Origin of the sequence: Plantactinospora sp. GCM10030261 (assembly GCF_042666615.1) — a bacterium.
Lineage (GTDB): Bacteria > Actinomycetota > Actinomycetes > Mycobacteriales > Micromonosporaceae > KBS50.
In genome coordinates, this window is sequence record NZ_JBHTDD010000042.1 from 1 (window position 1) to 20,101 (window position 20,101).

Annotated in this window: 21 protein-coding genes; 8 read left to right on the plus strand and 13 right to left on the minus strand. The window is 71.1% G+C overall.

The annotated features are described in order from the left end of the window. On the plus strand, positions 1-383 hold a 383-nt coding region (locus tag ACFQUZ_RS30385), incomplete at its 5' end, for a hypothetical protein (RefSeq protein ID WP_377448394.1). Between the two features lie 127 nt (positions 384-510). On the opposite strand, the gene ACFQUZ_RS30390 is transcribed toward ACFQUZ_RS30385, so the two are convergent. Both ACFQUZ_RS30390 and ACFQUZ_RS30395 read right to left on the minus strand, forming a co-directional pair. Then, entirely contained in the window at positions 511-2,238 is a 1,728-nt protein-coding gene (locus ACFQUZ_RS30390; RefSeq protein WP_377448396.1) for a tetratricopeptide repeat protein, read from the minus strand. After that, positions 2,192-2,860, minus strand: coding sequence for a hypothetical protein (locus ACFQUZ_RS30395; protein WP_377448398.1), 669 nt, complete (start codon positions 2,858-2,860; stop codon positions 2,192-2,194). Before ACFQUZ_RS30395 ends, ACFQUZ_RS30390 begins: the two co-directional genes overlap by 47 nt. A gap of 281 nt (positions 2,861-3,141) precedes the next feature. On the opposite strand from ACFQUZ_RS30395, the gene ACFQUZ_RS30400 reads away from it, so the two are divergent. Beyond that, positions 3,142-3,948, plus strand: a complete 807-nt coding sequence (locus ACFQUZ_RS30400; protein ID WP_377448400.1) for a hypothetical protein — start codon at positions 3,142-3,144, stop codon at positions 3,946-3,948. A 302-nt stretch (positions 3,949-4,250) separates the two neighbouring features. On the opposite strand, the gene ACFQUZ_RS30405 is transcribed toward ACFQUZ_RS30400, so the two are convergent. After that, a complete protein-coding gene (locus ACFQUZ_RS30405) occupies positions 4,251-5,054 on the minus strand; it encodes an alpha/beta fold hydrolase (protein WP_377448402.1) in 804 nt (267 codons plus the stop codon). Between the two features lie 325 nt (positions 5,055-5,379). On the opposite strand from ACFQUZ_RS30405, the gene ACFQUZ_RS30410 reads away from it, so the two are divergent. The 3 genes from ACFQUZ_RS30410 (at position 5,380) to ACFQUZ_RS30420 (ending at position 7,483) form a co-directional block, all read left to right on the plus strand. Continuing rightward, on the plus strand, positions 5,380-6,108 hold the full coding sequence (locus tag ACFQUZ_RS30410; protein WP_377448462.1) for a GntR family transcriptional regulator: 729 nt from the start codon (positions 5,380-5,382) through the stop codon (positions 6,106-6,108). Positions 6,109-6,250: 142 nt separating this feature from the next. After that, a complete protein-coding gene (locus ACFQUZ_RS30415) occupies positions 6,251-6,454 on the plus strand; it encodes a ferredoxin (protein ID WP_377448404.1) in 204 nt (67 codons plus the stop codon). Between the two features lie 69 nt (positions 6,455-6,523). Then, positions 6,524-7,483 (plus strand): amidohydrolase family protein, encoded by a 960-nt coding sequence (locus ACFQUZ_RS30420; protein ID WP_377448406.1) that lies wholly within the window; start codon positions 6,524-6,526, stop codon positions 7,481-7,483. A gap of 26 nt (positions 7,484-7,509) precedes the next feature. On the opposite strand, the gene ACFQUZ_RS30425 is transcribed toward ACFQUZ_RS30420, so the two are convergent. The 10 genes from ACFQUZ_RS30425 to ACFQUZ_RS30470 all read right to left on the minus strand — a co-directional run bounded on the left by ACFQUZ_RS30425 (position 7,510) and on the right by ACFQUZ_RS30470 (position 15,860). Continuing rightward, positions 7,510-8,391, minus strand: a complete 882-nt coding sequence (locus ACFQUZ_RS30425) for a fumarylacetoacetate hydrolase family protein (RefSeq protein ID WP_377448408.1) — start codon at positions 8,389-8,391, stop codon at positions 7,510-7,512. Continuing rightward, positions 8,391-8,801 (minus strand): RidA family protein, encoded by a 411-nt coding sequence (locus ACFQUZ_RS30430; protein ID WP_377448410.1) that lies wholly within the window; start codon positions 8,799-8,801, stop codon positions 8,391-8,393. Before ACFQUZ_RS30430 ends, ACFQUZ_RS30425 begins: the two co-directional genes overlap by 1 nt. 23 nt (positions 8,802-8,824) lie before the next feature. Next, positions 8,825-9,361: a cupin domain-containing protein gene (locus ACFQUZ_RS30435; RefSeq protein WP_377448412.1), complete on the minus strand. Its 537-nt coding sequence runs from the start codon at positions 9,359-9,361 to the stop codon at positions 8,825-8,827. Continuing rightward, the gene (locus tag ACFQUZ_RS30440) at positions 9,358-9,717 is read right to left on the minus strand and encodes a cupin domain-containing protein (RefSeq protein WP_377448414.1); all 360 of its coding nucleotides are present in this window, start codon (positions 9,715-9,717) and stop codon (positions 9,358-9,360) included. The genes ACFQUZ_RS30435 and ACFQUZ_RS30440 overlap by 4 nt, the downstream gene beginning before the upstream one ends. Before the next feature lie 13 nt (positions 9,718-9,730). Beyond that, the gene (locus tag ACFQUZ_RS30445; RefSeq protein ID WP_377448416.1) at positions 9,731-11,386 is read right to left on the minus strand and encodes an FAD-dependent monooxygenase; all 1,656 of its coding nucleotides are present in this window, start codon (positions 11,384-11,386) and stop codon (positions 9,731-9,733) included. Beyond that, complete coding sequence (locus ACFQUZ_RS30450; protein WP_377448418.1) at positions 11,383-12,117, minus strand: SDR family NAD(P)-dependent oxidoreductase; 735 nt, start codon at positions 12,115-12,117, stop codon at positions 11,383-11,385. Before ACFQUZ_RS30450 ends, ACFQUZ_RS30445 begins: the two co-directional genes overlap by 4 nt. Further along, entirely contained in the window at positions 12,114-13,229 is a 1,116-nt protein-coding gene (locus tag ACFQUZ_RS30455) for an Ldh family oxidoreductase (RefSeq protein WP_377448420.1), read from the minus strand. Before ACFQUZ_RS30455 ends, ACFQUZ_RS30450 begins: the two co-directional genes overlap by 4 nt. After that, positions 13,229-14,026, minus strand: a complete 798-nt coding sequence (locus ACFQUZ_RS30460) for an ABC transporter permease (protein WP_377448422.1) — start codon at positions 14,024-14,026, stop codon at positions 13,229-13,231. Before ACFQUZ_RS30460 ends, ACFQUZ_RS30455 begins: the two co-directional genes overlap by 1 nt. Next, the gene (locus ACFQUZ_RS30465) at positions 14,023-14,793 is read right to left on the minus strand and encodes an ABC transporter ATP-binding protein (protein ID WP_377448424.1); all 771 of its coding nucleotides are present in this window, start codon (positions 14,791-14,793) and stop codon (positions 14,023-14,025) included. The genes ACFQUZ_RS30460 and ACFQUZ_RS30465 overlap by 4 nt, the downstream gene beginning before the upstream one ends. A gap of 65 nt (positions 14,794-14,858) precedes the next feature. Then, positions 14,859-15,860: an ABC transporter substrate-binding protein gene (locus ACFQUZ_RS30470; RefSeq protein ID WP_377448426.1), complete on the minus strand. Its 1,002-nt coding sequence runs from the start codon at positions 15,858-15,860 to the stop codon at positions 14,859-14,861. 227 nt (positions 15,861-16,087) lie between these two features. Between ACFQUZ_RS30470 and ACFQUZ_RS30475 the strand changes: the two genes are divergently transcribed. Genes ACFQUZ_RS30475 through ACFQUZ_RS30485 form a run of 3 tightly spaced genes read left to right on the plus strand, consistent with a single transcriptional unit; the run spans position 16,088 to position 20,022 of the window. Beyond that, positions 16,088-17,470, plus strand: coding sequence for a cytochrome P450 (locus ACFQUZ_RS30475; RefSeq protein WP_377448428.1), 1,383 nt, complete (start codon positions 16,088-16,090; stop codon positions 17,468-17,470). Further along, positions 17,467-18,402: a PDR/VanB family oxidoreductase gene (locus ACFQUZ_RS30480; RefSeq protein WP_377448430.1), complete on the plus strand. Its 936-nt coding sequence runs from the start codon at positions 17,467-17,469 to the stop codon at positions 18,400-18,402. The genes ACFQUZ_RS30475 and ACFQUZ_RS30480 overlap by 4 nt, the downstream gene beginning before the upstream one ends. Positions 18,403-18,429: 27 nt before the next feature. Continuing rightward, entirely contained in the window at positions 18,430-20,022 is a 1,593-nt protein-coding gene (locus tag ACFQUZ_RS30485) for a phytoene desaturase family protein (RefSeq protein WP_377448432.1), read from the plus strand. The last annotated feature ends 79 nt before the right edge of the window (positions 20,023-20,101 follow it).

The window sequence follows — 20,101 nt, forward strand, 5'->3', positions numbered from 1 at the left end:
TCCGTGAGTTCCTTGACGTCGAGATCGAGGGTCTCGTTCCGGATCTGGACGCGGACGTCGACGGCTTCATCGTCCAGTGGGGCCGCTATTCCTGGCATGGCGGGCGACGATGCGTCTCATTCACCCGTCAGCTGGCGGTGGCGACCGGCGGTGACGATCCGCAGCCGGAGTATTGGCAGGTGGGCCTGACGTTGGTCTTCGACGATGCAGCCGGGCTGGCCGTTCTGGATAGCGGCCGCGAGCCGGACACCGGGTTCTTCTTCCGGCCCGTCGGTCCGCAGCGTGACGACGCGGTCGCCGAGGCTGGGCGGTACCCGCAGGTGCACGCCGCCCTGACCGCGAAACCCGCCCACAGCGAGCTGTCCTTCGACCGCGTCTGCTGACCATTCCGGGCCCCTCACCTTCCTGCGTGCCGAAGGGCGAGCATCCGCGTCGATCGTCCCAGCGGCCGCGCCGGCCGGCATGACGCGCGTGATGCCGTAAGCAAGCTCGACCAAAGCCGATCGCGGGCTACATCCTCCACGTCCTGGAGTTTTGGTCGGCCGCGTCAGCCGGGGGCGCTGCCGGCTGCGCGGGTGGTGTTCCGTCGAGCCGTGCCCGGACGGCAGCCGCTTCGGAGACGCCAAGCTCCTCGAGGATCGTGAGCGCTTGTCGCCACGCACGTCCGGCCGCCTCCGGCAAGCCGGCGGCCTGGTGGGTGTCGCCTAGATGGACCAAAATCTCCGCCTCGTTGTTCCGTTCACCGATCCGGCGGATGAGGGCCAGCGCGCGCCGGTAGGCGGCGTCCGCTTCTCCGTACTGCCGGAGCCCGTGGTGGGCGAAGCCGATACTGTCCCAGGCCTGGGCCTGCCCCAGCCGGTCTCCGACGGCCCGCATCAGGTCGAGGGCGCGGGCGCAGGAGGCGAGCGCGACCTCGTAGTCGCCGAGCAACGCATGCTGCCAGCCCAGCCCGTTGTACGCGCGGGCCTGCCCGGGACGGTGACCGGCACGCTCGAAGAGTTCCAGCGCCCGCCGGGTGTGCTCCAACGCTGCCCGGTACTCGCCGTTCCGTTCGCAGAGCAGGCTGAGGTGGAACCGTATGTAGCCCTCGTCGATGGGCCGGTCGGCGGCGGCGAAGTTCCTCAGGGCCCGGTCGAAGTGGATGCGGGCCCGGATTCGGCGGTTGTCGATGCTGCTGTAGGCGCGGCCGAGTCCGCGATGGGCGTAGCCCAGGGCCAGCGGGTCGCCGATCCGCCGTGCCGCGGCCAGTGCCACCCGTTGCAGGGCGGCCCACTGGTGGCGGGTCACCTGGCGGTACAGCATCGGCTCGCACGCCCACGTCAGTCGCCAGGCACGGGCGTGGAAGCCGGACCGCGCGGCACCGTGGATCGCCGCGACCAATGTGGTTTCCTCGGCCGCATACCAGTCCAGTGCGGCGGCTTCGTCGCTGATGGCGGCCACGGTCACCCCTTCGCCGGGCGGCGGAATGGCGATCGTGTGACGCTGGGGGTCCAGCATCCGGCTGGCAGCGTGGGCGGTGTGGAGCAGATGGTCGAGAAGCCGACCCTGCGCCACCCGTCGGCGCGCTTCGGGATCGGTGGCCCGGGCCAGTTCCATCGCGTAGGCGCGCAGCAGATCGTGCGTGCGGTACCGGTCAAGATGGGGCGCTGCGACGAGATGCGCGCGGGTTAGTTCCGCCAGGGCCGGCCGGACCTGCCGCACGGGTACGCCCGCGAGGCTGGCGGCGGCGGCCACCGTGACGTCGGGACCAGGGTGCAGCCCCAGCGTCCGGAACAGGTACGCGGCGGTCGGGCTCAGCCGTCGATAGGACCAGGAGAAGGCGGTACGGACGTCGGCGCCGTCCGTGCCGGTGGACAGCCTGTCGAGCACCGCGGGGCCGGTCCGTAGCTGCGCGGCGAGGGCGGCGAGTGGTTCGTCGGGGTGGGCGGCTGCGCTGGCGGCGGCGATGGCCAGGGCCAGGGGTAGCCGGGCGCACCGGTCGACGATCTCCGCCAGGGCCGCGGGTTCGTCGGCCGCCCGGCGGGTGCCGAGTCGGGACGCGAACAGGTCCGCCGCGTCGGTGGGGGGCGGCAACTCCAGCCTGAGCGGCAGCGCGCCCTCGCCCACCACCAGGCCGGTCATCTGGTTGCGGCTGATCACCAGAGCCAGGCAGGAGGGGCCGCCGGGCAGCAGCGGGCGGACCTGGCCCGGGTCACGGGCGTTGTCCAGCACCACCAGCACCTGACGGCCGGCCAGCATGCTGCGGTAGAGCGCGACGCGTGGACAGGTCGTCCGGCAGCCGGTGGGGGTCGGTGCCCAGCGCGATGAGGAATCCCCGCAGGGCGTTCTCGGGGGAGACCTGGGTGCCGTTCGCGTCGAAGCCGCCCAGGTCGACGTAGAGCTGACCGTCGGGGAACCGGCCGCCAGCCCGGTGTGCCCACCAGAGCGCGACCGTGGTCTTGCCGACACCGGCGGTACCGTCGATCACGACCACGGTGGCCGATCCGTCCGGCTTCTCGCAGCTTGTGGCGGCCCTGTCGAGTGTGGCCAGTTCGGTCGCCCGGCCCACCAGGTGTCGGGCGACCGGGGGGAGCTGCCGGGGCACCGGCCACCGGCGGGATGCCGTGGGCGGGCGGGAACCGGTGCCACTCGGCGGGGTACGCCTGCGCTGGAATCCGTACTCCAGCACCGCGTACCGGGGTCGCCAGGTCTCCTCGATGCCGGTACGCAGGGACAGCCGGGACAGCCGGTTGTGTGCCCGTGCATGGTCGTGAAAGCACTCCACCAGGCGACGCACCACGTCCCAGTCGGGTGGCCGGCGGACCGTGCCGTTGAGGATCGCGCCCACCTGGCTCTTGCCGAGACCGACTCGGGCGCTCACCACCCGCAGGCTCGGTCCCTGCGCCTGTGTCCAGAGTAGACGTAGGTCAGCGCAGAGATCACGAAGCAGCTCGTCTGGATCGTCGGCGGGCACGGGCGTCGTCCTTCCGCTCGCTCGCTGGCGGAGTCGGCCGCTGGCTGTCCGGTGCCGTCCGGCCGGGGCGGTCGGCAGCGTGCACCCGACCAGCGGCATCACGGTACCGCGACGCAGAGCGTCCGCACCGGCCACTCACCGTCACCCGGACAGTCGACCCTGAAGGCTCCCGACGGGAGGGAGTGGGAATGACAAGGGGTAAGACGAGGGTCCGGGGCCGGCCGGCGCGCGTCCTGCTGGCCGCCCTGCTATCCATCGTGGTGGCAGTGCCCATCGGCGCTCGACCGGCGAAGGCGGCGATCGACTGGACCCAGGTGATCACCGCAGCGATCAGTGCGATCAGCTCGTGGGTGAACGCCGGTAACACCCAGGCCGCGATCGAGGAGGCCACCCGGCAGATCCTGAGCGCGGTCAACTCGGCCCGCAACGACATCCTGGCGCAGATCCAGACGATCACGGTGGCACAGACCCGGGCCTGCGCCAACCATGCCGTGATCGAGTTCGCCGACATCGAGCGGATGACGCCGGACAACATGCAGCGGTTCGCCCAGGACGCCACCGGCTGCGCGGTGGCGATCGAGAGCATGATCTCCGCCCTGACCGACCCGGCGAGCGTGGACCAGCTCGGTTTCGCGATGAATATCGTGGCGCCGATCGCCCTGGTGGCGCGGGCCCGGACCGGCCTGACCACCGACGGGCTGGAGAACACCCTGCGCTCGGCCAACACTCAGGTGGCGTCGAAGATCTGGGCATCGGTGCGCTGCGGCGTCCCCTGGTCCCCCGACCTGGATCCGGAGCTGCCTCCGCCCCGCAACGGTCAGATCGTTTCGTTCTATATCTACTGCGATTCGCACAACGGTTTGGGGCAGGCGTACGTGGAGGTCGTCTGGCCCAACCGCATTCCGGACAGCGCCTGGGAGGCGGTGATGACAGACGCCACTCGTAACACCAGCCGGGCGATCGCCGTCTCGGTGTTACCCATGCTGGGAGGCTGACCCAGGGACGGCGCCCCCGCGCACGGTCAGTCTCGTGCCGGCACCTGTCACACCTGTCTCGTCGGTGTGGCAGGTGCCCGCCGTTTGCCACGCCGATCGCCCTTTAGCCTGCCCAGCCGTGGATCCTCGCGGAGGGTGCGCACTCATGGCCGATGAGCGCACATGCTGCACGATGTCCCGTGTGCACGGAGAACTCGACGACACGGGCAGGGTCAGTTCTGCGAATGGGCGGATAGCTCGCTGCGGTCGATCGTGGGATCAGAGACCTTCGGAGGCGTCATCGAGCCAGGCGCACTGAGCTGTCACGGACGCAAGAACGCGGCCAATGCGGCGGCGAGTTCGGCGGGGCGCTCCAACGGAATCAGGTGTCCGCAGTCGGCGACCGTGTGGAGAACAGCGTCGGGTGCGACGGCCACCATGCGCTCGGCGACCTCGGCGGGCAGGTTCGGGCTCTGTTCCGCCCGTACGACGAGCAGTGGGCCGGGAAACGCGGCGAGTTCTGGCCAGAGATCTTCGGCGCGGAACGGCCACCGGTGGGTGAGGCGCGGGTCCATCTTGCGGTGGTAGCCGCCGTCCGGTCCGGGACGGGTCAGGTGAGCGGCGTCGCGGCGCAGCACTCGATCGGTGGCGCGGGGGGCCAGGCCGCGGCTGGCGGCGACGGCGGCCCGCTGGTCGGCGAAGGTGACCGGCAGGCGCGGGATGTCGGTGTCGGACAGCGGTGTGGACGGCGGGATGTCCAGGACGGCCAACCGCCGTACCGCCGAGGGTCGCTGGGCGGCGAGGGCCAGCCCGACGAGACCGCCCCAGGAGAAGCCGACCACGTCGGCCGGTTCGGCAGCGAGGGTACGCAGTACCTCGCCCAGGGTGGCGGCGAGTGACCGGCTCGCGTAGTCCCCGTCGGCGCGCCATCTGCTCTCTCCGTACCCGGGTAGGTCGGCGGACAGGAGGCGGAGGTCTCCGGGAAGGTGTTCGAGCACCGGCTCCCAGGTCCACGCGCCGCCGCCGACGCCGTGCAGGAACAGGACCGGCCGACCGGTGCCGCCGAAGTCCAGGACGTGGACGACGTCCTCGCCGGCCGTCACCCACTCGTGGGTCACCCGAGCCATGCTCACCACCCCCGGCCAAGAGTTTGACATTTGATAAAACATGCGTCAAGCTGTCCTCCCCCGCGGGTTCCTGGAGATGGCATGGGTGGACCGGTTCGTCTGACCGAGCGAAAGACCGTACCGTTCGCCGACGATGCGGCAGACGGCCTGCGGCGACGCCGGGTCCGCCCGCGGCACACCCGTCGACCTACGACGAGCGAGCTGTGCGCCAGGTGCCGCGGCGCCCCCGGGCACGGCGGGAGTCGTAGCCTCGGTCAGGTAATCGCGGGTACGGAAACTGGCGTGTCGGGCGGACGGTTCGACTCCGGAGGGAACGTTGACACTGATGCACGGGCTGGGAGCGGGCAACGGGCTGGGCGGCAACGGCGACCTGGCCCGGCCGGCACAACGGCAGTCCCAGCACCGGACCCTGGTCGACACGGCGACCGCACGCTTACACGAGGCCATCCTGACCGGAGAGCTGCCCGCCGGGACGCCCCTGCGGCTCAATGAGATGTCCAGCCGGCTGGGGATGAGCATGAGCCCGGTACGGGAGGCCATCCGGCGACTGGCCGCGCTCGGGTTGGTCGAGATCCTGCCGCACAAGGGTGCCTGGGTGGTCCCGCTGACCGTCGAGGACGCGCTCGACACCCACGAGACCCGGCTCGCGTTGGAGTCCATCCTGACCGAGCGGGCGGCCCGCTGGTTCACCCCGGAGGACACCGAGCGGGCCCAGGCAGAACTGGACCGGCACGCCGCGGCGGTCGAACGCGGCGACGCGGCGGAGGCCCGGCTCGCCCATTCGGAATACCACTTCACCATCTACCGCGCGGCCCGGTCCCGCTGGTTGCTGCGCGGGCTGGAACCGGTGTGGGAGAACAGCGAACGGTACCGGTTCGCCACGGTGACCACCGCCGGCGCCGGAGCCGACCGGCTGCGTGAACACCAGGCCATCCTGGCGGCCTGCGCCGCGAACGACGTCACGGCGGCGGTGCTGGCAGTCCGCCAGCACATCCAGCACGCCACCGACCGTGTGGTGGCCAAGATGAGCGCCGCCGGCAAGGACGGGGACTGACAGCCGAACCGGACCGCGCCGCGAGCGGGTCGGCGCCGCGCAACGACAAGGAGGCCGGTCATCTTTCTTGCCCGAGGTTTCCGCCGGGTCGGCCTGACCTGGGATCCGGACCCGGGCCCGCTGCCGGCATGGGAGTGATGACATGCGAATTCAGATTGATCGACAACGCTGCCAGGCGACCGGCCTCTGCGAGGCGACCGCGCCAGAGGTGTTCCGGCTCGGCGACGACGGGGTCGAGCTGATCGAGGGTGTCGACCCGTCCGGGTATGCCACCGAGGTGGCCGCGGCCGTTGACGGCTGCCCGATGGAGGCACTGCGGCGGCTCGACGCGTCCGGGCCGCCGTGACGACCCGAGGCGTCACGTGGTCGCCCGGGCCAGCGAAACACCCCCGGATCGTGATTCCACCGTGCACCGATGGAGGAGACGCCGATGCCCGGCATCGATCTGCACACCCACCTGGCGCCGACGCTGACCGGGGCGCGGTTGCCCGGAGTACACGAGGACACCGGCACACTGGTCCTCGACGGTAACCGGGTCGGACTGCCCGACCTCTACCGGCCGGACCGGCTGGAGCAGCACCTCACCTCGGTGGGGCTGGACGAGGCCGTGGTCACCGTGCCGCCACCGTTCTACCGCCAGCACCTGCCCGCCGACGCCGCCGCGAGCTGGGTCAGCGCGCTCAACGACGGACTTGTCCGCGCGATCGCGGGACATCCCCGGCTCACTCCCCTGGCCTACCTGCCGCTGGAGCATGCCGAGGTGGCGCTGGCCGAGTACGACCGCGTCGCCGACGATCCCCGGTGGGCGGGAGTCGCGGGTGCCGCGGGCGGGCGGAGCATCCCGCTGGACGACCCGAGGCTGGCTCCGCTGTGGCTGCGGCTGGCGGACGACGGCCGGACCGTCCACCTGCATCCGGGGCAGTCCGCCGACGCCCGGTTGACCCGGTACTACCTGGCCAACCTGCTCGGCAACCCGATGGAGACCACCGTCGCGGCCGCGCAACTGGTGTTCGGCCAGGTACTCGCCGACTACCCGGGGATCCGGTTCCTGCTGGCGCACTGCGGCGGGTACCTGGCCGCGGCGGTCGGCCGCTGGGAACGGGGACACCGGACCGCCCGCCCCGGCCTGCCGGACATGGCGTTGGCGCCGGCCGCCGCCGCCCGCCGCTTCTACGTCGACGTCCTCGGGCACGATCCGGCACTGGTGGACCTGGCGATCTCGGTCTTCGGCGCCGATCGGCTGGTGCTCGGCAGCGACTGGCCGTTCCCGATGGGAACGGACGACCCGGCGGCACTGGTCCGCCACCGCGGGACGGTGTATGCGGCACAGGTGGCCACCACCAACGCGGCGGCGGCGCTGGGCCGCCGGCACTGATCCCGACTCCGATCCGAACGCCGGGGTCAGCTCAACCGGGTCAGGGCAAGACGGTTGCGCAGTTCCCCCAGCCCGGTCACCCGGGTCACCACCAGGTCCCCCTGGTTCAGGAAGACGGGTGGCTGCCGGGCGTTGCCGATCCCGCTGGGGGTGCCGGTGAGCAGCACGTCCCCGGCCCGCAGGGTCATCCCCCAGCTCAGCTCGGCGATGATCCGGGCGAACGGGAACGCCATCTGCGCGGTGCTGGCGTCCTGCCGCAGTTCCCCGTTGACCTCGCACTGGATGCGCAGCCCGGCCGGGTCGGGTACCTCGTCGGCGGGGGTCAGCCACGGGCCCAGCGGCATGGTCGCGTCGATGCTCTTGCCCTTGAGCCACTGCCCGCCGTGGGCGCGTTGCAGGTCCCGCTGCGACACGTCGTTGGCCACGCAGTAGCCGAAGACGTACGACAGCGCGTCCGCCTCGTCGACGGAGCGGCAGTCGGCGCCGATGACGAGCGCGACCTCGGCCTCGTAGTCCCACCGGGCGGAGATCCGTGGGTCGTAGGCGATGTCGTCGTACGGGCCGACGACGGTGTCCGGGCCTTTGGTGAAGAAGGTGGGGCGGGTCGGCTCGGCGGGCGGGTCCTGCCCGTCGCGTCTGCCCCGGGACTCCTCGAAATGGTCGCGGTAGTTCCAGCCGGTGCAGAGGATGTCCCGGTTGAACCGGCGGAGCGGGGCGTCCAGGCGTACCTGTGACAGCGCGACGGTGGGTGCCTTCCCGGCGGCCTCGCGGACCCGGTCCAGCGCGGCGGGGCCGCCGCGTACCACGTCGTCGACGGTTCCCCAGTCCGGGGACAGTACCGCCACCTCGTCGTGGCGGACCAGCCCGACGCACGGGCCCTGACCGGTGCGGACCGATGCGAGCGGCATCAGCCGGCTCGTTCGTCGGCGAGAACGGCGATCGCGTTGATCTCGATGAGGTAGTCCTTGTTGACGAACTTGGCGACCTCGACCATTGTCGACGCGGGCGGATCGCCGGTGAAGTACTGCCGGCGTACCGCGTGGATGGCGGCGAAGTCCTCCATGTTGCGTACAAAGACGTCCACTCGGGCGATGTCGTCGAGTTCTCCGCCGGCCGCGGCCACCGCGGCGCGCAGGTTGCGGCAGACCTGGTGTGTCTGCGCGGTGATGTCACCGACCCCGACGACCGTGCCGTCCCTGTCCCTGGCCGTCATGCCGGAGATGAAGACCAGCCGGGCCCCGGCGGGTGCCACCGTCGCCTGGGCGAAGTGTCCGTTGGGTGCGGCCAGGTCGGTGGAGACGATCTGTTGTTTGGGCATGCGGCGCTCCTGAGGTGGCTCCACTAGCGGGCGTCGGTTGGGTCGCTGTACCACCGGGGCTGGGTGGGATAGTGCGGACCGTCGTAGATCTCCAGCAGCACGGTCTCCTCCTCGGCCCGGGTGGGCCCGTGCAGGCAGCCCTTCGGGTTCCAGTAGAAGGTCCCGGGGGTGAGGGTCAGCCCGGTCGGCAGGTAGGTGTACCGCCCGCGCAGGCAGAACATGAACTGGTTGGCGGCGTGCGAGTGCCGCTCCGGAATGCCGGCGCCGCGTTGGAAGCGGACCAACGCGATGGACGCCTCGGTTTGCTCGTCGCGCCACAGCATCCGCTGCGACAGGCCGGCCAGCGTCTTGTCCACCCAGTCCAGTTCGTCGGTCCGCAGCAGGATCTCCCGGAACCGGGCCAGCACGACGCCGGGGGGTCCGGGCACCAACCGCTCCCGGGACCGGTCGGGGGCGGCACCGGAGTAGTCGGCCGGATCGGACAGATTCTCCGTCCACTCCCCCGGGTCGGTGCCGGGCGGCACCGGCGGGCTGGGCACGACCGGGACGTCCCTGGTCACCGCCGGCCCTCCGGCGCACCGCCGGTCGGCCGCTTCAGCTCGACCAACCGGCTGCGGTACCGGGTGGAGCCGTGGTTGGTGAGCATGTGGATCTCCCCCGGTTCGCGGTAGACCACGCCACCGACCGGTTCGTGCACCAGCCGGGGCGGGCCACCAGCCAACGCGTCGATCCGGTTGTCCGCGGCCTCCAGGGCCAGCACCAGGTACGGGTGATGGTGGTGGTGCCAGGGTTGGCTCTCACCCGGGGCGAGGGTGATCTCCCAGACCCGGACCTCGTCGTTTTCGAAGACGACCTGTTGGCCTACCGGCCCAAGGGTGATCTGCTGGCCCTCCGGGGAGGAGACGGTCTCGGTCATGCTGAATCTCCAATCAGATTTTTCGCCGGGCGGGACGGATCGGCGGGACCGCCGGTGCGGGCGGGCACCCGGTCACCGCGGTGTAGATGTCGGCGGCGGTGTCCGAGCCCACCCGGGGATCGACGTCGATCACGGCGGCAACGTGCGCGTCCGGTCTGATCAGCACCAGGGTGTCAGCCGCCACCCCGAACCGGTTCCGTACCCGGTCGCCGGGGTCGAACAGCGCCCGGTCCCGCAGGCCGGAGTCGTGCGGGGCGTCCCAGCGGCTGACCAGGAAGTGCCGCAACGCCGGTGACTGTGCCGGTATCACCGGCATCCGCCGGGGATCGGTGAAGTAGAGCGCCACGAAGCCGTCCGCCACCAGATCGTGCAGGTGCACGATCCCGGATGGGCCGAACAGCGGCAGGTCCGGCGCCCGGGAGCCGGCGACGACGGGTTGCGGCACATCCCCGTTGACGACCATCGACCAGTCGCCCGTACCGTCGACGTCGAGCCGGACACCGAGCATGGCGCGGGTGAACGCGTTGCCCCAGCCGCCCTCGGTCATCACCCCGGTGTCCGCGACCCGGCGTTCCATGTAGGCCCGGGCCGCCTCGGCCATCGCCCCGGACCCGCGGGCGGCGATCGGTGCCTGCTCGGTCTGATAGCCGGCCAGCAGGGACGGTGTGGCCCAGCCGCGCAGCACCCAGGCCAGTCGCCACGGCAGGTTGGAGGCGTCGAGAACTCCGGTGTTGAGGCCGAGGGCCCACATCGGGGTGATCAGGTGCGCGGCGTCGCCGAGTAGGAACACCCGACGGTCCTGCCAGCGGTCGGCGACCCGCTGGTGGACGGTGTAGACGTTGGTGCCCAGCACGGTCAACTCGGTGACGTCGCCGATGAATCGGCGGGCCTTCGCGGCGATTTCCTCCGGCGCGGGTTCCGGGCGGCCAGCGGGCAGCGGATAGAGGAACCGCCAGCAGTGCGGCTGCCGCACCAGGATCATCCATTCGGTCGGATCGCCGAAGTAGGCCAGGTACGGGTAGTCGCGGGGGTTGGCGATGTCCAGGTCCACCTTGAGGTCGACGAGCATGTACCGCTCGTCGTAGGTGCTGCCGGCCACGGTGGCGCCGAGTCGCTCCCGCACGACCGACCGGCCGCCGTCACAGCCCAGCAGGTACCGCACCGCGACGGTCCGCTCACCGGCGGGTGTGGCGAGACAGACCGTCACCCGGTCGTCGTGTTGGACGAAGTCGAGGAGCCGGTGCTCCATGCGCAGGGCGCCGGGGGCGACGTCGGCGAGCCGGTTCCGCAGCACCGGTTCCAGCTCGTGCTGCGGAATGTTGATCACGAATGGGAAGCGGGTGTCCTCGGTGAGCAGCCCGGTGCGGACGCTCAGCGTCTGCTGGTTGGTGGCCCGGTCCAGCTCGCCGATCTCGTCGATCCGCAACGCCGCCCGCAGCACGTCGGGCAGCGCACCGTACCGGTGCAGCACCTCCAGGGTGCGGGTGAGAACCGTCCCGGCCTTGGTGTCGCGGGACAGCCGGTCGTCCTCTTCGAACACCACCACGGGAACGCCGTAGCGGGCCAGGCCGAGTGCGGTGATCAGGCCGACCGGGCCGGCGCCGACCACACCCACCGGCAACTGGTCTCCGGCGTACGGCCGGCCGTCGGCGTGCGGTTGGCCGGTCACGACAGGTCCCCCGCGGAGAAGGCCCGCTCCCGGGTCAGCACGGATCCGGTCATCGCGGCGGCCGGGGACAGCAGGAACAACAGCGGCCCGACGACATCCTCCGCGACGCCGATGCCGGTGCTGCGCTCCCAGCGTTCCCGCTCGCCGCCGGGTGGATTGGCCGCCCGGAACTGGGCCGTGTCCACCACGCCGGGAAAGACGGCGTTGACCCGGATCCGGTCCGTCGCGACCTCCGCGGCCAACGACTTCGCGAAGGCCACCAGGGCGGCCTTGCTGGCCGCGTACGCCGAGGCCCCGGGATGGCCGGCGCTGCCCAACCCGGATCCGAAGACGAGGATCACGCCGGACTGGCGGGACAGCATCTGCGGCAGCACCGCCTGGACGCACCACAGCACACCGTCGAGGTTGACCGCCAGCGCCCGCCGCCACTGCCCGGGGTCCATCTCCAGGACGTTGACCCGGGGCTGCACGGCCGCGCCGGCGACCAACGCGTCGATCCGGCCGTGCTCGGCACGCACCTCGGCGACGGCGGCGAGTACCCGGTCCCGGTCGCTGACGTCGACCAGGTAGTGGTGCACCCGGCCGGACGGGTGGTCGGCGCCGCGCCGCACGTCGAACACGGCGACCGTGCCGCCGGCGGCGGCGTACGCCCCAGCGAGCGCCGCGCCGATCCCGTTGGCGCCGCCGGTGATGATGAGGACGTCACCGTCGGCGTCGAACCTGGCTTTCATCGCCACCCCTTCTCCGGTTGGTCGGCCACCGGCTGGTCGGCGGGTGGGTCGGGTTCGCCGACCGGCACGCCCAGCGACGCGGCCGTGTCGCGCAGCCGGGTCAACACCGCCGGTTCGACGGACACCCCGGCCCGCAGGGCCCGCGCGTACCGGGTCGCCTCGATGTCGCCCGGTAGGTAGACCCGGTCCACGTCGGGCGCCAGGTCGGCGGTCAGCACCTGGTCGGCGAGGTCGGCCAGCCGTTTGCCGAACTCCGCCGGATCGCCGAACGCCGCCACGTCGAGGGCGAGGAAGAAGTGGGCGCAGTCGTTGGGAACGGAGGTGTCGGCGTACAGCCCCCGCACGTGCCGGCCGTACCCGCCGCCGGACAGCACTCCGGCCAGCACGTCGACCATGAACGCCAGCCCGTACCCCTTGTGCCCGCCGGTGGGCAGCAGCAGACCGTCGAGGGCGGCGCCCGGGTCGGTGGTGGGCCTGCCCTGGCGGTCAGTGGCCCAGCTGGCCGGGATGGTCCGGCCACCGCTGGCGGCCAGCCGGACCTTGCCGAGCGCGGCCTCGGACAGGGCGATGTCGAGGACCACCGGCGCTCCGTCCGGCCGGGGCACCCCCACGGCGACCGGGTTGTTGCCCACCACCGCCGCCGCGCCACCGGGCGCTGGCATGAGTGGCCGGGTGTTGGCGGCGGCGATGCCGATGCAGCCGTCGGCGGCGGCCAGTTGGACGTACCGGAAGGCGCCACCGAAGTGGAAGGCGTTGCGAACGGTGACCGCTCCGACGCCGAACCGGTGCGCCTTGGCCACCGCCAGGCGCATCGCCTGGTCTCCGGTGAGCTGGCCGAGGGCGTGTCCGCCGTCGAGGACCGCGACGGCACCGAGGTCGGACACCGATTCGGCCGCCTCGCGGCGGCTGACCGATCCGGCCTGGATCCGTTCGACGTACATGGGCACGAGCATCACCCCGTGCGAGCCGATGCCGCGCATGTCGGCCGCCACCAGGGTCTCGGCGACCAGCCCGGCGGCCGGGCCGGAGAAGCCGAGAGCCCGGAACACGGTGGTGACCGCGTCGACCAGCCATGGCACCGGGACGGTACGGGGAGCGTCACGGGTGTCCATCACTGCTCCGCCCAGGGCAGCAGCCGGCGTTCGACGGCGACGAGGGCGTAGAACAGCGCCACGCTCATCGCCCCGAGCAGCACCATCGCGGCGAAGGCCAGGGCCGTGTCGGCACTCGCCCCGGACACCACGATGACGTACCCGAGGCCGGCGGTGGCCCCCACGAACTCGGCGATCACGGCGCCGATCACCGCGAGGGTGATGGCGACCTTGAGGCCGACGAAGAGTTGCGGCACCGCCGCCGGCATCCGGATCTTGCGGAGGTTCTGCCACCACGACGCCCGCAGTGAGCGGCCCAGTTCGACCAGGTCGGCAGGGGTGGCGGAGAGACCGGCGGCGGTCGAGATGACGATGGGGAAGAAGCAGACCAGGAAGACCATGAAGACCTTCGGAAACTGGCCGAACCCCATCCAGACCACCAGCAGCGGGGCGATGGCCACCTTGGGTACCGCGTTGAGCATCAGCAGCAACGGGTAGATGGTGCGTTCCAGCAGTTTGGACGCGGTCACCACGAGCGCCAGCGGGACGGCGACGAGGATCGCCAACAGGAAACCCTGAACCGTCTCCAGCAGGGTCACCCAGGCGTTGTCCAACAGGTAGCCGGCCTGGTCGACGAGGGTCCGCACGACCTGTCCCGGCGTCGGCAGGATGAAGCTGCGGACGTCGAAGACCAGGATGACCGCCCACCACAGGGCGACCACGGCGACCGCACCGACCAGGGGCATGAGCCGGTGGGCCCACCGACCGCCCGGTTCCGCTCCGGTCGCGGACCGCCGGTCCGGGATGACGACGGTCATCGTTCGGCCCCATCCTGCCGGTTCGTCAGCAGCTCGTGGAGGTCGCTGCGTAGTTCGGCGAGTCGCGCCGCGTGCTCGTCGTGTCCGAGCGATCGAGGGCGGCTGATATCGATGTCGAGGATCCGCCGCAGCCGGCCGGGTCGTGGACTGAGCACCACCACCCGGTCGGCGAGCAGGACCGCCTCGTCTACCGAGTGGGTGACGAACAGGACCGTGGACGCGTCGCGCATCTGCAGCCGTTGCAGTTCGACGGCGAGATCGGCCCGGGTCAGCGCGTCGAGCGCGGAGAACGGTTCGTCCATCAGCAGCACCCGGGGGCGCATGAGCAACGAGCGGCACAGCGAGACCCGCTGTTGCATGCCGCCGGACAGTTCGTGCGGCAACCGCTTGGTGAACTCGGCGAGCCCGACGAGATCGAGCAGTTCTGCCGCCCGCTCCCGGGCGATCCGCCGGTCGAGACCGGCGATCTCGGCGGGGAGCAGCACGTTGTCCAGGACAGACCGCCAGGGCAGTAGGGCGGGGCGCTGGAACATGAGGCTGATGTCCCGCCGTGGTCCCCGGATCGGCGTACCGCTCACCGTGAGTTCGCCGGCGGTCGGCGGTAGCAGGCCGGCGACCAGCCGCAGCAGGGTGGACTTGCCACAACCGGACCGGCCGACGATGGCGACGAACTCCGACTCGGCGACATCGAGCGACAGGTCGTCCAGGGCCCGTACCTCGCCGCCGCGGGTACGGAAGGTCTGCGTAACCCGGTGTATGCCGATCATCTCTGCGCTCCTCGACGGCCGTCCCGCCTGGCCCGGTACGGCTGACTGGGCGGGGATCGTGGTGGTCACGAGCCGGTGCGGACGTCGAAGACCGCGACGTCGTCCGGGGCCGGCACGGCCGGCAGGGTGCCGGTGGAGCTGAACAGCTCGATCATGCGTTGGATCCGTGCCTGGTCGAGTTGGCCGACCGGGGTGCCGTCGACGCGCACGTACGCCTTCATCGCCTCAAGTTCCGCCGCGGCCACCGCCGTGTCCTGGGTGGGCTGGTACTTCTTGAGGATCTGGGCGGCCTCGGCCGGGTTGTCGAGCGCGTCGTTGAGGCCGCGGGTCAGAGCGGTGACGAACCGGTCGACCTCCGCCCGGTCGCCGTCGAGCTTGCGCGTGTTGGTGAGCAGGCCGACGCCGTACAGGTCGGGCAGCTTGTCGGCGTACGGGAGCATGGTGACGGCGCGGCCGGATGCGGCCCGTTCCAGCAACGGCTTGCCCACCACGAACTGGCCGATGCCGTCCACCGTGCCGGCGGCGAGCAGTTGCGGCAGGGCCTGCGGGGCGGACGGCACCCATTTAACGGAGTCGGCGCTGATGCCGGCGGCCTTCGCGTACGCCGGGAAGACGACCGAGACGGTAGAGCCGGAACTGTCGGCGACGCTCGCTCCGGCGAGCTTCTCCGGCGTGTCGATCCGGCCATCCAGCGAGGCGATCGCGACAAGTGATTTCTGGTGCACCGCGGCGACGGCGCGGACCGGCAGTTTCTCCTTGGCCTGGGTGGTCACCACGGCCGCGAGGTCGGCGACCCCGTAGTCCGCCTGTTCGGAGGCGAGCAGCTTCATCACGTCCACGCTGCCCGTACCCGGGCGGATGGTGACCTTGAAGCCAGCGTCGGTGAAGTAGCCCTTTTCCAGGGCGACGTACGCGTACGCGTCCCGGCCGAAGGTGCCGAAGGAGGTCAGGTAGGTGACCTCCTTGGCCGGCTCGGTCTCGGCGACGGGGGTCGAGGAACCACAGGCGGGGAGGACGAGAAGAAGGGGGACCGCTGCGGCGGCCAGTAGCGGGTGACGGCGGGACATGGCGCCTCCTGAACGCGAGGGGTTTTATCAAATGTCAAATATCCTCGGCCGTCAAGAGCCCAACCACCTCCGGTACCCTGGGTCTACGGAACATAACCGCAGGTAGCGGCGCCGGCCTGCCGATCGGCCGGCTGCCGTACCGCTCGCCCGCAGCCCGTCCCGCCGCCGATCCGGGTCGCCGAACGCCGCATCGCCCGACGCCCTCACGAGACTCCGACCCACCGGAAATGACCGGCACGACGAATCGTCGGCATTACTACATCGCCGCGGCTGATACAAGGCATCACCACCAATCGTTTCCGGAGATTCCTCGACCCGCCTACGCTGACCGGCACGGCGACCACCGTTGGCCTGCCGTGACGAACGCGAACCGCGGAAATGGAGTGGCGGACATGACGGCCTGCCCCGTTCACTTTGACCCTCTCGCGCCGGACCAGCTGGCCGATCCCTATCCGGTGTACGCGCGGCTGCGGGACGAGGCGCCGGTCTACTACGACGAGCAGACCGACCTGTGGATTGTCAGCCGTTACGAGGACGTGGTGGCGGTCGCCAGGAACCCGGACGTCTTCTCCTCCGAGAATGCCGTACGCGCGTCGGTGAAACCATTTCCCGAACCGGTCCTTGAGGTGCTGAGAAGCGGGTGGCCGCTGGGGCCGACACTCACCGACAGCGACGGCGACGTGCACCGGCGACTACGACTTCTGGTGAGCAAGGCGTTCACCCCGAAGCGGATCGCCGCCATGGAGGACGACATCCGGCGCACCACCGACGACCTGATCGACGCCTTCCACGCCGACGGCCGCGTCGACATCATCGAGCGCTTCGCCTGGCATCTACCGATGATCGCCATCACCGACATCCTCGACGTGCCCCGCGCGGACGTCCCGACGCTGCACCACCAGAGCTACAACTGGCTGCGCCTGTTGCAGGCCACCGACCCCGTCGACGACCTCGTCAGGTACGCCGAGGACGTGGTGGCGATGCAGCGCTACTTCATGACCGCGCTGCGGGAGCGCCGGGGTGACTTCATGACCGGGCTGCTGGAGGCCCGCGTCGCGGGCGGCGACCCACTCACCCTGGAGGAGGCGATGCGCGTACCGATGAATCTGATCATCGCCGGCCACGTCACGGTGACCCGGTCCATCGGCAACGGCATCACCACGCTGCTGGCGCACCCCGACCAGCTCGCGGCCGTCCTGAACAACCCCGGCCTCGCCCCCACCATGGTCGAGGAGATCATCCGGTACGAATCCCCCGCGCAGGGCCTGTTCCGCACCGTCCGCGCCGACACTACCCTCGGCGGCGTGCGCATTCCGGCGGGCGCCCGGCTCATGGTGCACTGGGGCTCCGCCAACCGGGACGAGACCGCCTTCGACCACCCGGACACCTTCGATGTCACCCGGGACTCGGCGGCCGTCCACGTGGGCTTCGGCAAGGGCATCCACACCTGCCTCGGCGCCCCGCTGGCCCGGCTGCAGCTACGGATAGCGCTGCCGCGGCTGTTCCAGCGGCTGCCAGGTCTGCGCCTGGTGGATGGCGGCGCGGCCCGCGACACCATCTTCTTCGCCCGCGGCTTCAAGAAGCTTGAGATCGAGTGGGATCCCGCATGACGATGCTCAAGGTCACCAGCAAGACGGTCGCCGCCGACGGGGTGGTGCTGCTGCACCTGGCCGCCCCGGACGCGAGCCCGCTTCCGGAATGGACTCCGGGTGCCCACATCGACCTGGTCCTCGGCGACGGCATCATTCGGCCGTACTCGCTCAGCGGCGACCCCGACGACCGCGGCGAGTGGCGCCTCGGCGTGCTCCGCGAGGAGAACAGCCGCGGCGGCTCCGCCTACCTCCACGACCACCTCCAGCCTGGACACGAGATCGAAGTACGGGGGCCACGCAACAACTTCGCCCTCCACCCCGCCCGGCAATACCTGTTCATCGCGGGTGGGATCGGCATCACGCCGCTCCTGCCGATGATCGCGTACGCCCACCGACAGGGCGCGGACTGGCGACTGCTGTACGGCGGCCGGTCGCGCGCGTCCATGGCCTTCCTCGACGAACTGGAGGTCTACGGCGACCGGGTCCGCGTCGTCCCGCAGGACGAGGAGGGCCTGCTCGACCTGGACACGGTCATGAAGTCCGTCACCGAGGAGACACAGGTGTACTGCTGCGGCCCGGAGGGTCTGCTGGCCGCGGTGGAAGGCTGGTCGGACCGGCTACCCAACGGAGGTGTCCACGTCGAACGCTTCCGCGGCCTACCCCTCGAGGACGCCGTCTGGGAGGGGCCGTTCGAGGTCGTCTTCCAGCAGAGCGGAATCACCGCCGTCGTCGAACCGGACCAGCAGATCATCGAGGTGGCCGAGGAGGAGGACATCCCGGTCCTGTACTCGTGCGCCGAGGGGACCTGCGGCAGCTGCGAAACCACCGTACTGGCCGGCGCCGTCCACCACCGCGACTCCTACCTGAGCCCGCAGGAACGGACCGCCGGCGACCGGATGATGATCTGCGTGTCGCGCAGCGCCGGGCCCCGCCTGGTCCTGGACCTCTGAGCCGAGCGCGACATGGGTGCCGGGCCGATGAACACGTACGACGTGGTGGTGGTGGGCGGCGGTCACCAGGGCCTCGTCGCCGCCCTCTACCTCGCCCGGGCCGGATGGTCCGTGGCGGTCGTCGAGCGCAACGACGTGGTGGGCGGCGCGATCGCCAGCGGCGAGGTAACCCTGCCCGGGATCGTGCACGACCTGTACTCCACTAACCAGAACCTCTTCCTCAGCTCGACGGCGTACGCCGACTTCCGGACCGACCTGACCCGGCACGGCCTCGTGTTCCGGACCACCGACCGGCCGTACTCGAATGTCTTCCCGGACGGCCGCAGCGTGCGCGTCTACCGCGACTATGACCGCACACTGCGGGAGCTGGCGGCCCACGACCCGCGAGACGCCGCGGGCTTCGAGCGCCTGTACCAGCTCTACCAGCGGGTTTCGCCGCACCTGTTCGCGCTCTACGGCGACGCGCTGCGACCCGGTCCGGTCCTGCGCAATCTGGCACGTCTCGTCCGGCGCCAGGGCTTCGGCGCCACCACGGAACTGGCCAGCACGCTGCTCATGACGACCCGCCAGCTGGGCCAGACCTGGTTCGCCTCGCCCGAGGCACAAGCGGTGGCGGCCTGCTGGGGCATGCATCTGGACTTCGCGCCCGACATCGCCGGCGGCGCGGTCTTTCCACTGCTGGAACTGTTCGCCGACATGGAGAACGGGATGGCGGTGGTCGAGGGCGGAGCACAGCGGCTGCCGCAGGCGCTCGCCGCGGTGCTCGGCGAGCACGGCGGCGACATCCACACCGGCCTCGAGGTCGACCGGGTGCTCTGTGCCAACGGACGGGCTGTCGGCGTCCGGACCACCGACGGCACCGAGCTGCGGGCGCGTCGGGCCGTACTGGCCAACGTCGGCCCGCGCGCACTCTACGGACGGCTGCTGGAGGACGCTCCCACGATGGTGCGACGCCAGGCGGCAAACTACCGCTACGGACCCGGCACCCTCATGGTGCACCTCGCCGTCGACGGCCCGCTGCCGTGGGCGGCCGGTGACGAACTTGCCGAGTTCGGCTACATCCACGTCGGACCGTACGTCGACGACCTGGCCCGGACCTACGCCGAGGCGCAGGCGGGCCTGCTGCCGGTCGATCCGCTGCTGGTCGTGGGCCAGACCTCCGCGATCGACCCCACCAGGGCACCCGATGGCCGGCAGGTCGTGTGGATCCAGGTGCGCACGGTGCCCTCAGTGGTACGCGGCGACGCGGCGGGCACCATCCGCGGCACCCGGTGGCCCGATGTCGCCGCCGCGATGGCCGACCGGGTACTGACCAAACTCGAACGGTACGCGCCGGGCGCCAGGTCGCGGATCGCCCACTGCACCGTCCACACCCCACAGGATCTGGAGGCGGCCAATCCGAACCTCGTCGGCGGGGACAGCGTCGGGGGCAGTCACCACCTGACGCAGCAGCTGTTGTTCCGGCCGATGCCCGGACACTCCGGCTACCGTACGGCGGTGCCTGGCCTGTACCTGACGGGCGCCGCGACCTGGCCGGGCGCCGGAACCAACGCGACGTCCGGCCGACTCGCGGCCCGGCAGATCATCCGTGACCGACACCGACTCGCCCGCCGCCGGTAGTCGTCTACCACTGGCGGCTGACCGGCGACCCTCAGCCCGCGCTGTCGCGGTGGGCCGGATCAGATCCCCGGTAGGACCT

Excerpts from the sequence above, each read along its gene's own strand:
- ACFQUZ_RS30425 (WP_377448408.1), bottom strand. The coding sequence starts at position 8,391 with ATGCCGCTCGCATCGGTCCGCACCGGTCAGGGCCCGTGCGTCGGGCTG.
- ACFQUZ_RS30415 (WP_377448404.1), top strand. The coding sequence starts at position 6,251 with ATGCGAATTCAGATTGATCGACAACGCTGCCAGGCGACCGGCCTCTGC.
- ACFQUZ_RS30485 (WP_377448432.1), top strand. The coding sequence starts at position 18,430 with ATGAACACGTACGACGTGGTGGTGGTGGGCGGCGGTCACCAGGGCCTC.
- ACFQUZ_RS30410 (WP_377448462.1), top strand. The coding sequence starts at position 5,380 with ATGCACGGGCTGGGAGCGGGCAACGGGCTGGGCGGCAACGGCGACCTG.
- ACFQUZ_RS30475 (WP_377448428.1), top strand. The coding sequence starts at position 16,088 with ATGACCGGCACGACGAATCGTCGGCATTACTACATCGCCGCGGCTGAT.
- ACFQUZ_RS30440 (WP_377448414.1), bottom strand. The coding sequence starts at position 9,717 with ATGACCGAGACCGTCTCCTCCCCGGAGGGCCAGCAGATCACCCTTGGG.
- ACFQUZ_RS30470 (WP_377448426.1), bottom strand. The coding sequence starts at position 15,860 with ATGTCCCGCCGTCACCCGCTACTGGCCGCCGCAGCGGTCCCCCTTCTT.
- ACFQUZ_RS30450 (WP_377448418.1), bottom strand. The coding sequence starts at position 12,117 with ATGAAAGCCAGGTTCGACGCCGACGGTGACGTCCTCATCATCACCGGC.
- ACFQUZ_RS30460 (WP_377448422.1), bottom strand. The coding sequence starts at position 14,026 with ATGACCGTCGTCATCCCGGACCGGCGGTCCGCGACCGGAGCGGAACCG.
- ACFQUZ_RS30405 (WP_377448402.1), bottom strand. The coding sequence starts at position 5,054 with ATGGCTCGGGTGACCCACGAGTGGGTGACGGCCGGCGAGGACGTCGTC.
- ACFQUZ_RS30400 (WP_377448400.1), top strand. The coding sequence starts at position 3,142 with ATGACAAGGGGTAAGACGAGGGTCCGGGGCCGGCCGGCGCGCGTCCTG.
- ACFQUZ_RS30420 (WP_377448406.1), top strand. The coding sequence starts at position 6,524 with ATGGAGGAGACGCCGATGCCCGGCATCGATCTGCACACCCACCTGGCG.
- ACFQUZ_RS30455 (WP_377448420.1), bottom strand. The coding sequence starts at position 13,229 with ATGGACACCCGTGACGCTCCCCGTACCGTCCCGGTGCCATGGCTGGTC.
- ACFQUZ_RS30390 (WP_377448396.1), bottom strand. The coding sequence starts at position 2,238 with ATGCTGGCCGGCCGTCAGGTGCTGGTGGTGCTGGACAACGCCCGTGAC.
- ACFQUZ_RS30480 (WP_377448430.1), top strand. The coding sequence starts at position 17,467 with ATGACGATGCTCAAGGTCACCAGCAAGACGGTCGCCGCCGACGGGGTG.
- ACFQUZ_RS30465 (WP_377448424.1), bottom strand. The coding sequence starts at position 14,793 with ATGATCGGCATACACCGGGTTACGCAGACCTTCCGTACCCGCGGCGGC.
- ACFQUZ_RS30430 (WP_377448410.1), bottom strand. The coding sequence starts at position 8,801 with ATGCCCAAACAACAGATCGTCTCCACCGACCTGGCCGCACCCAACGGA.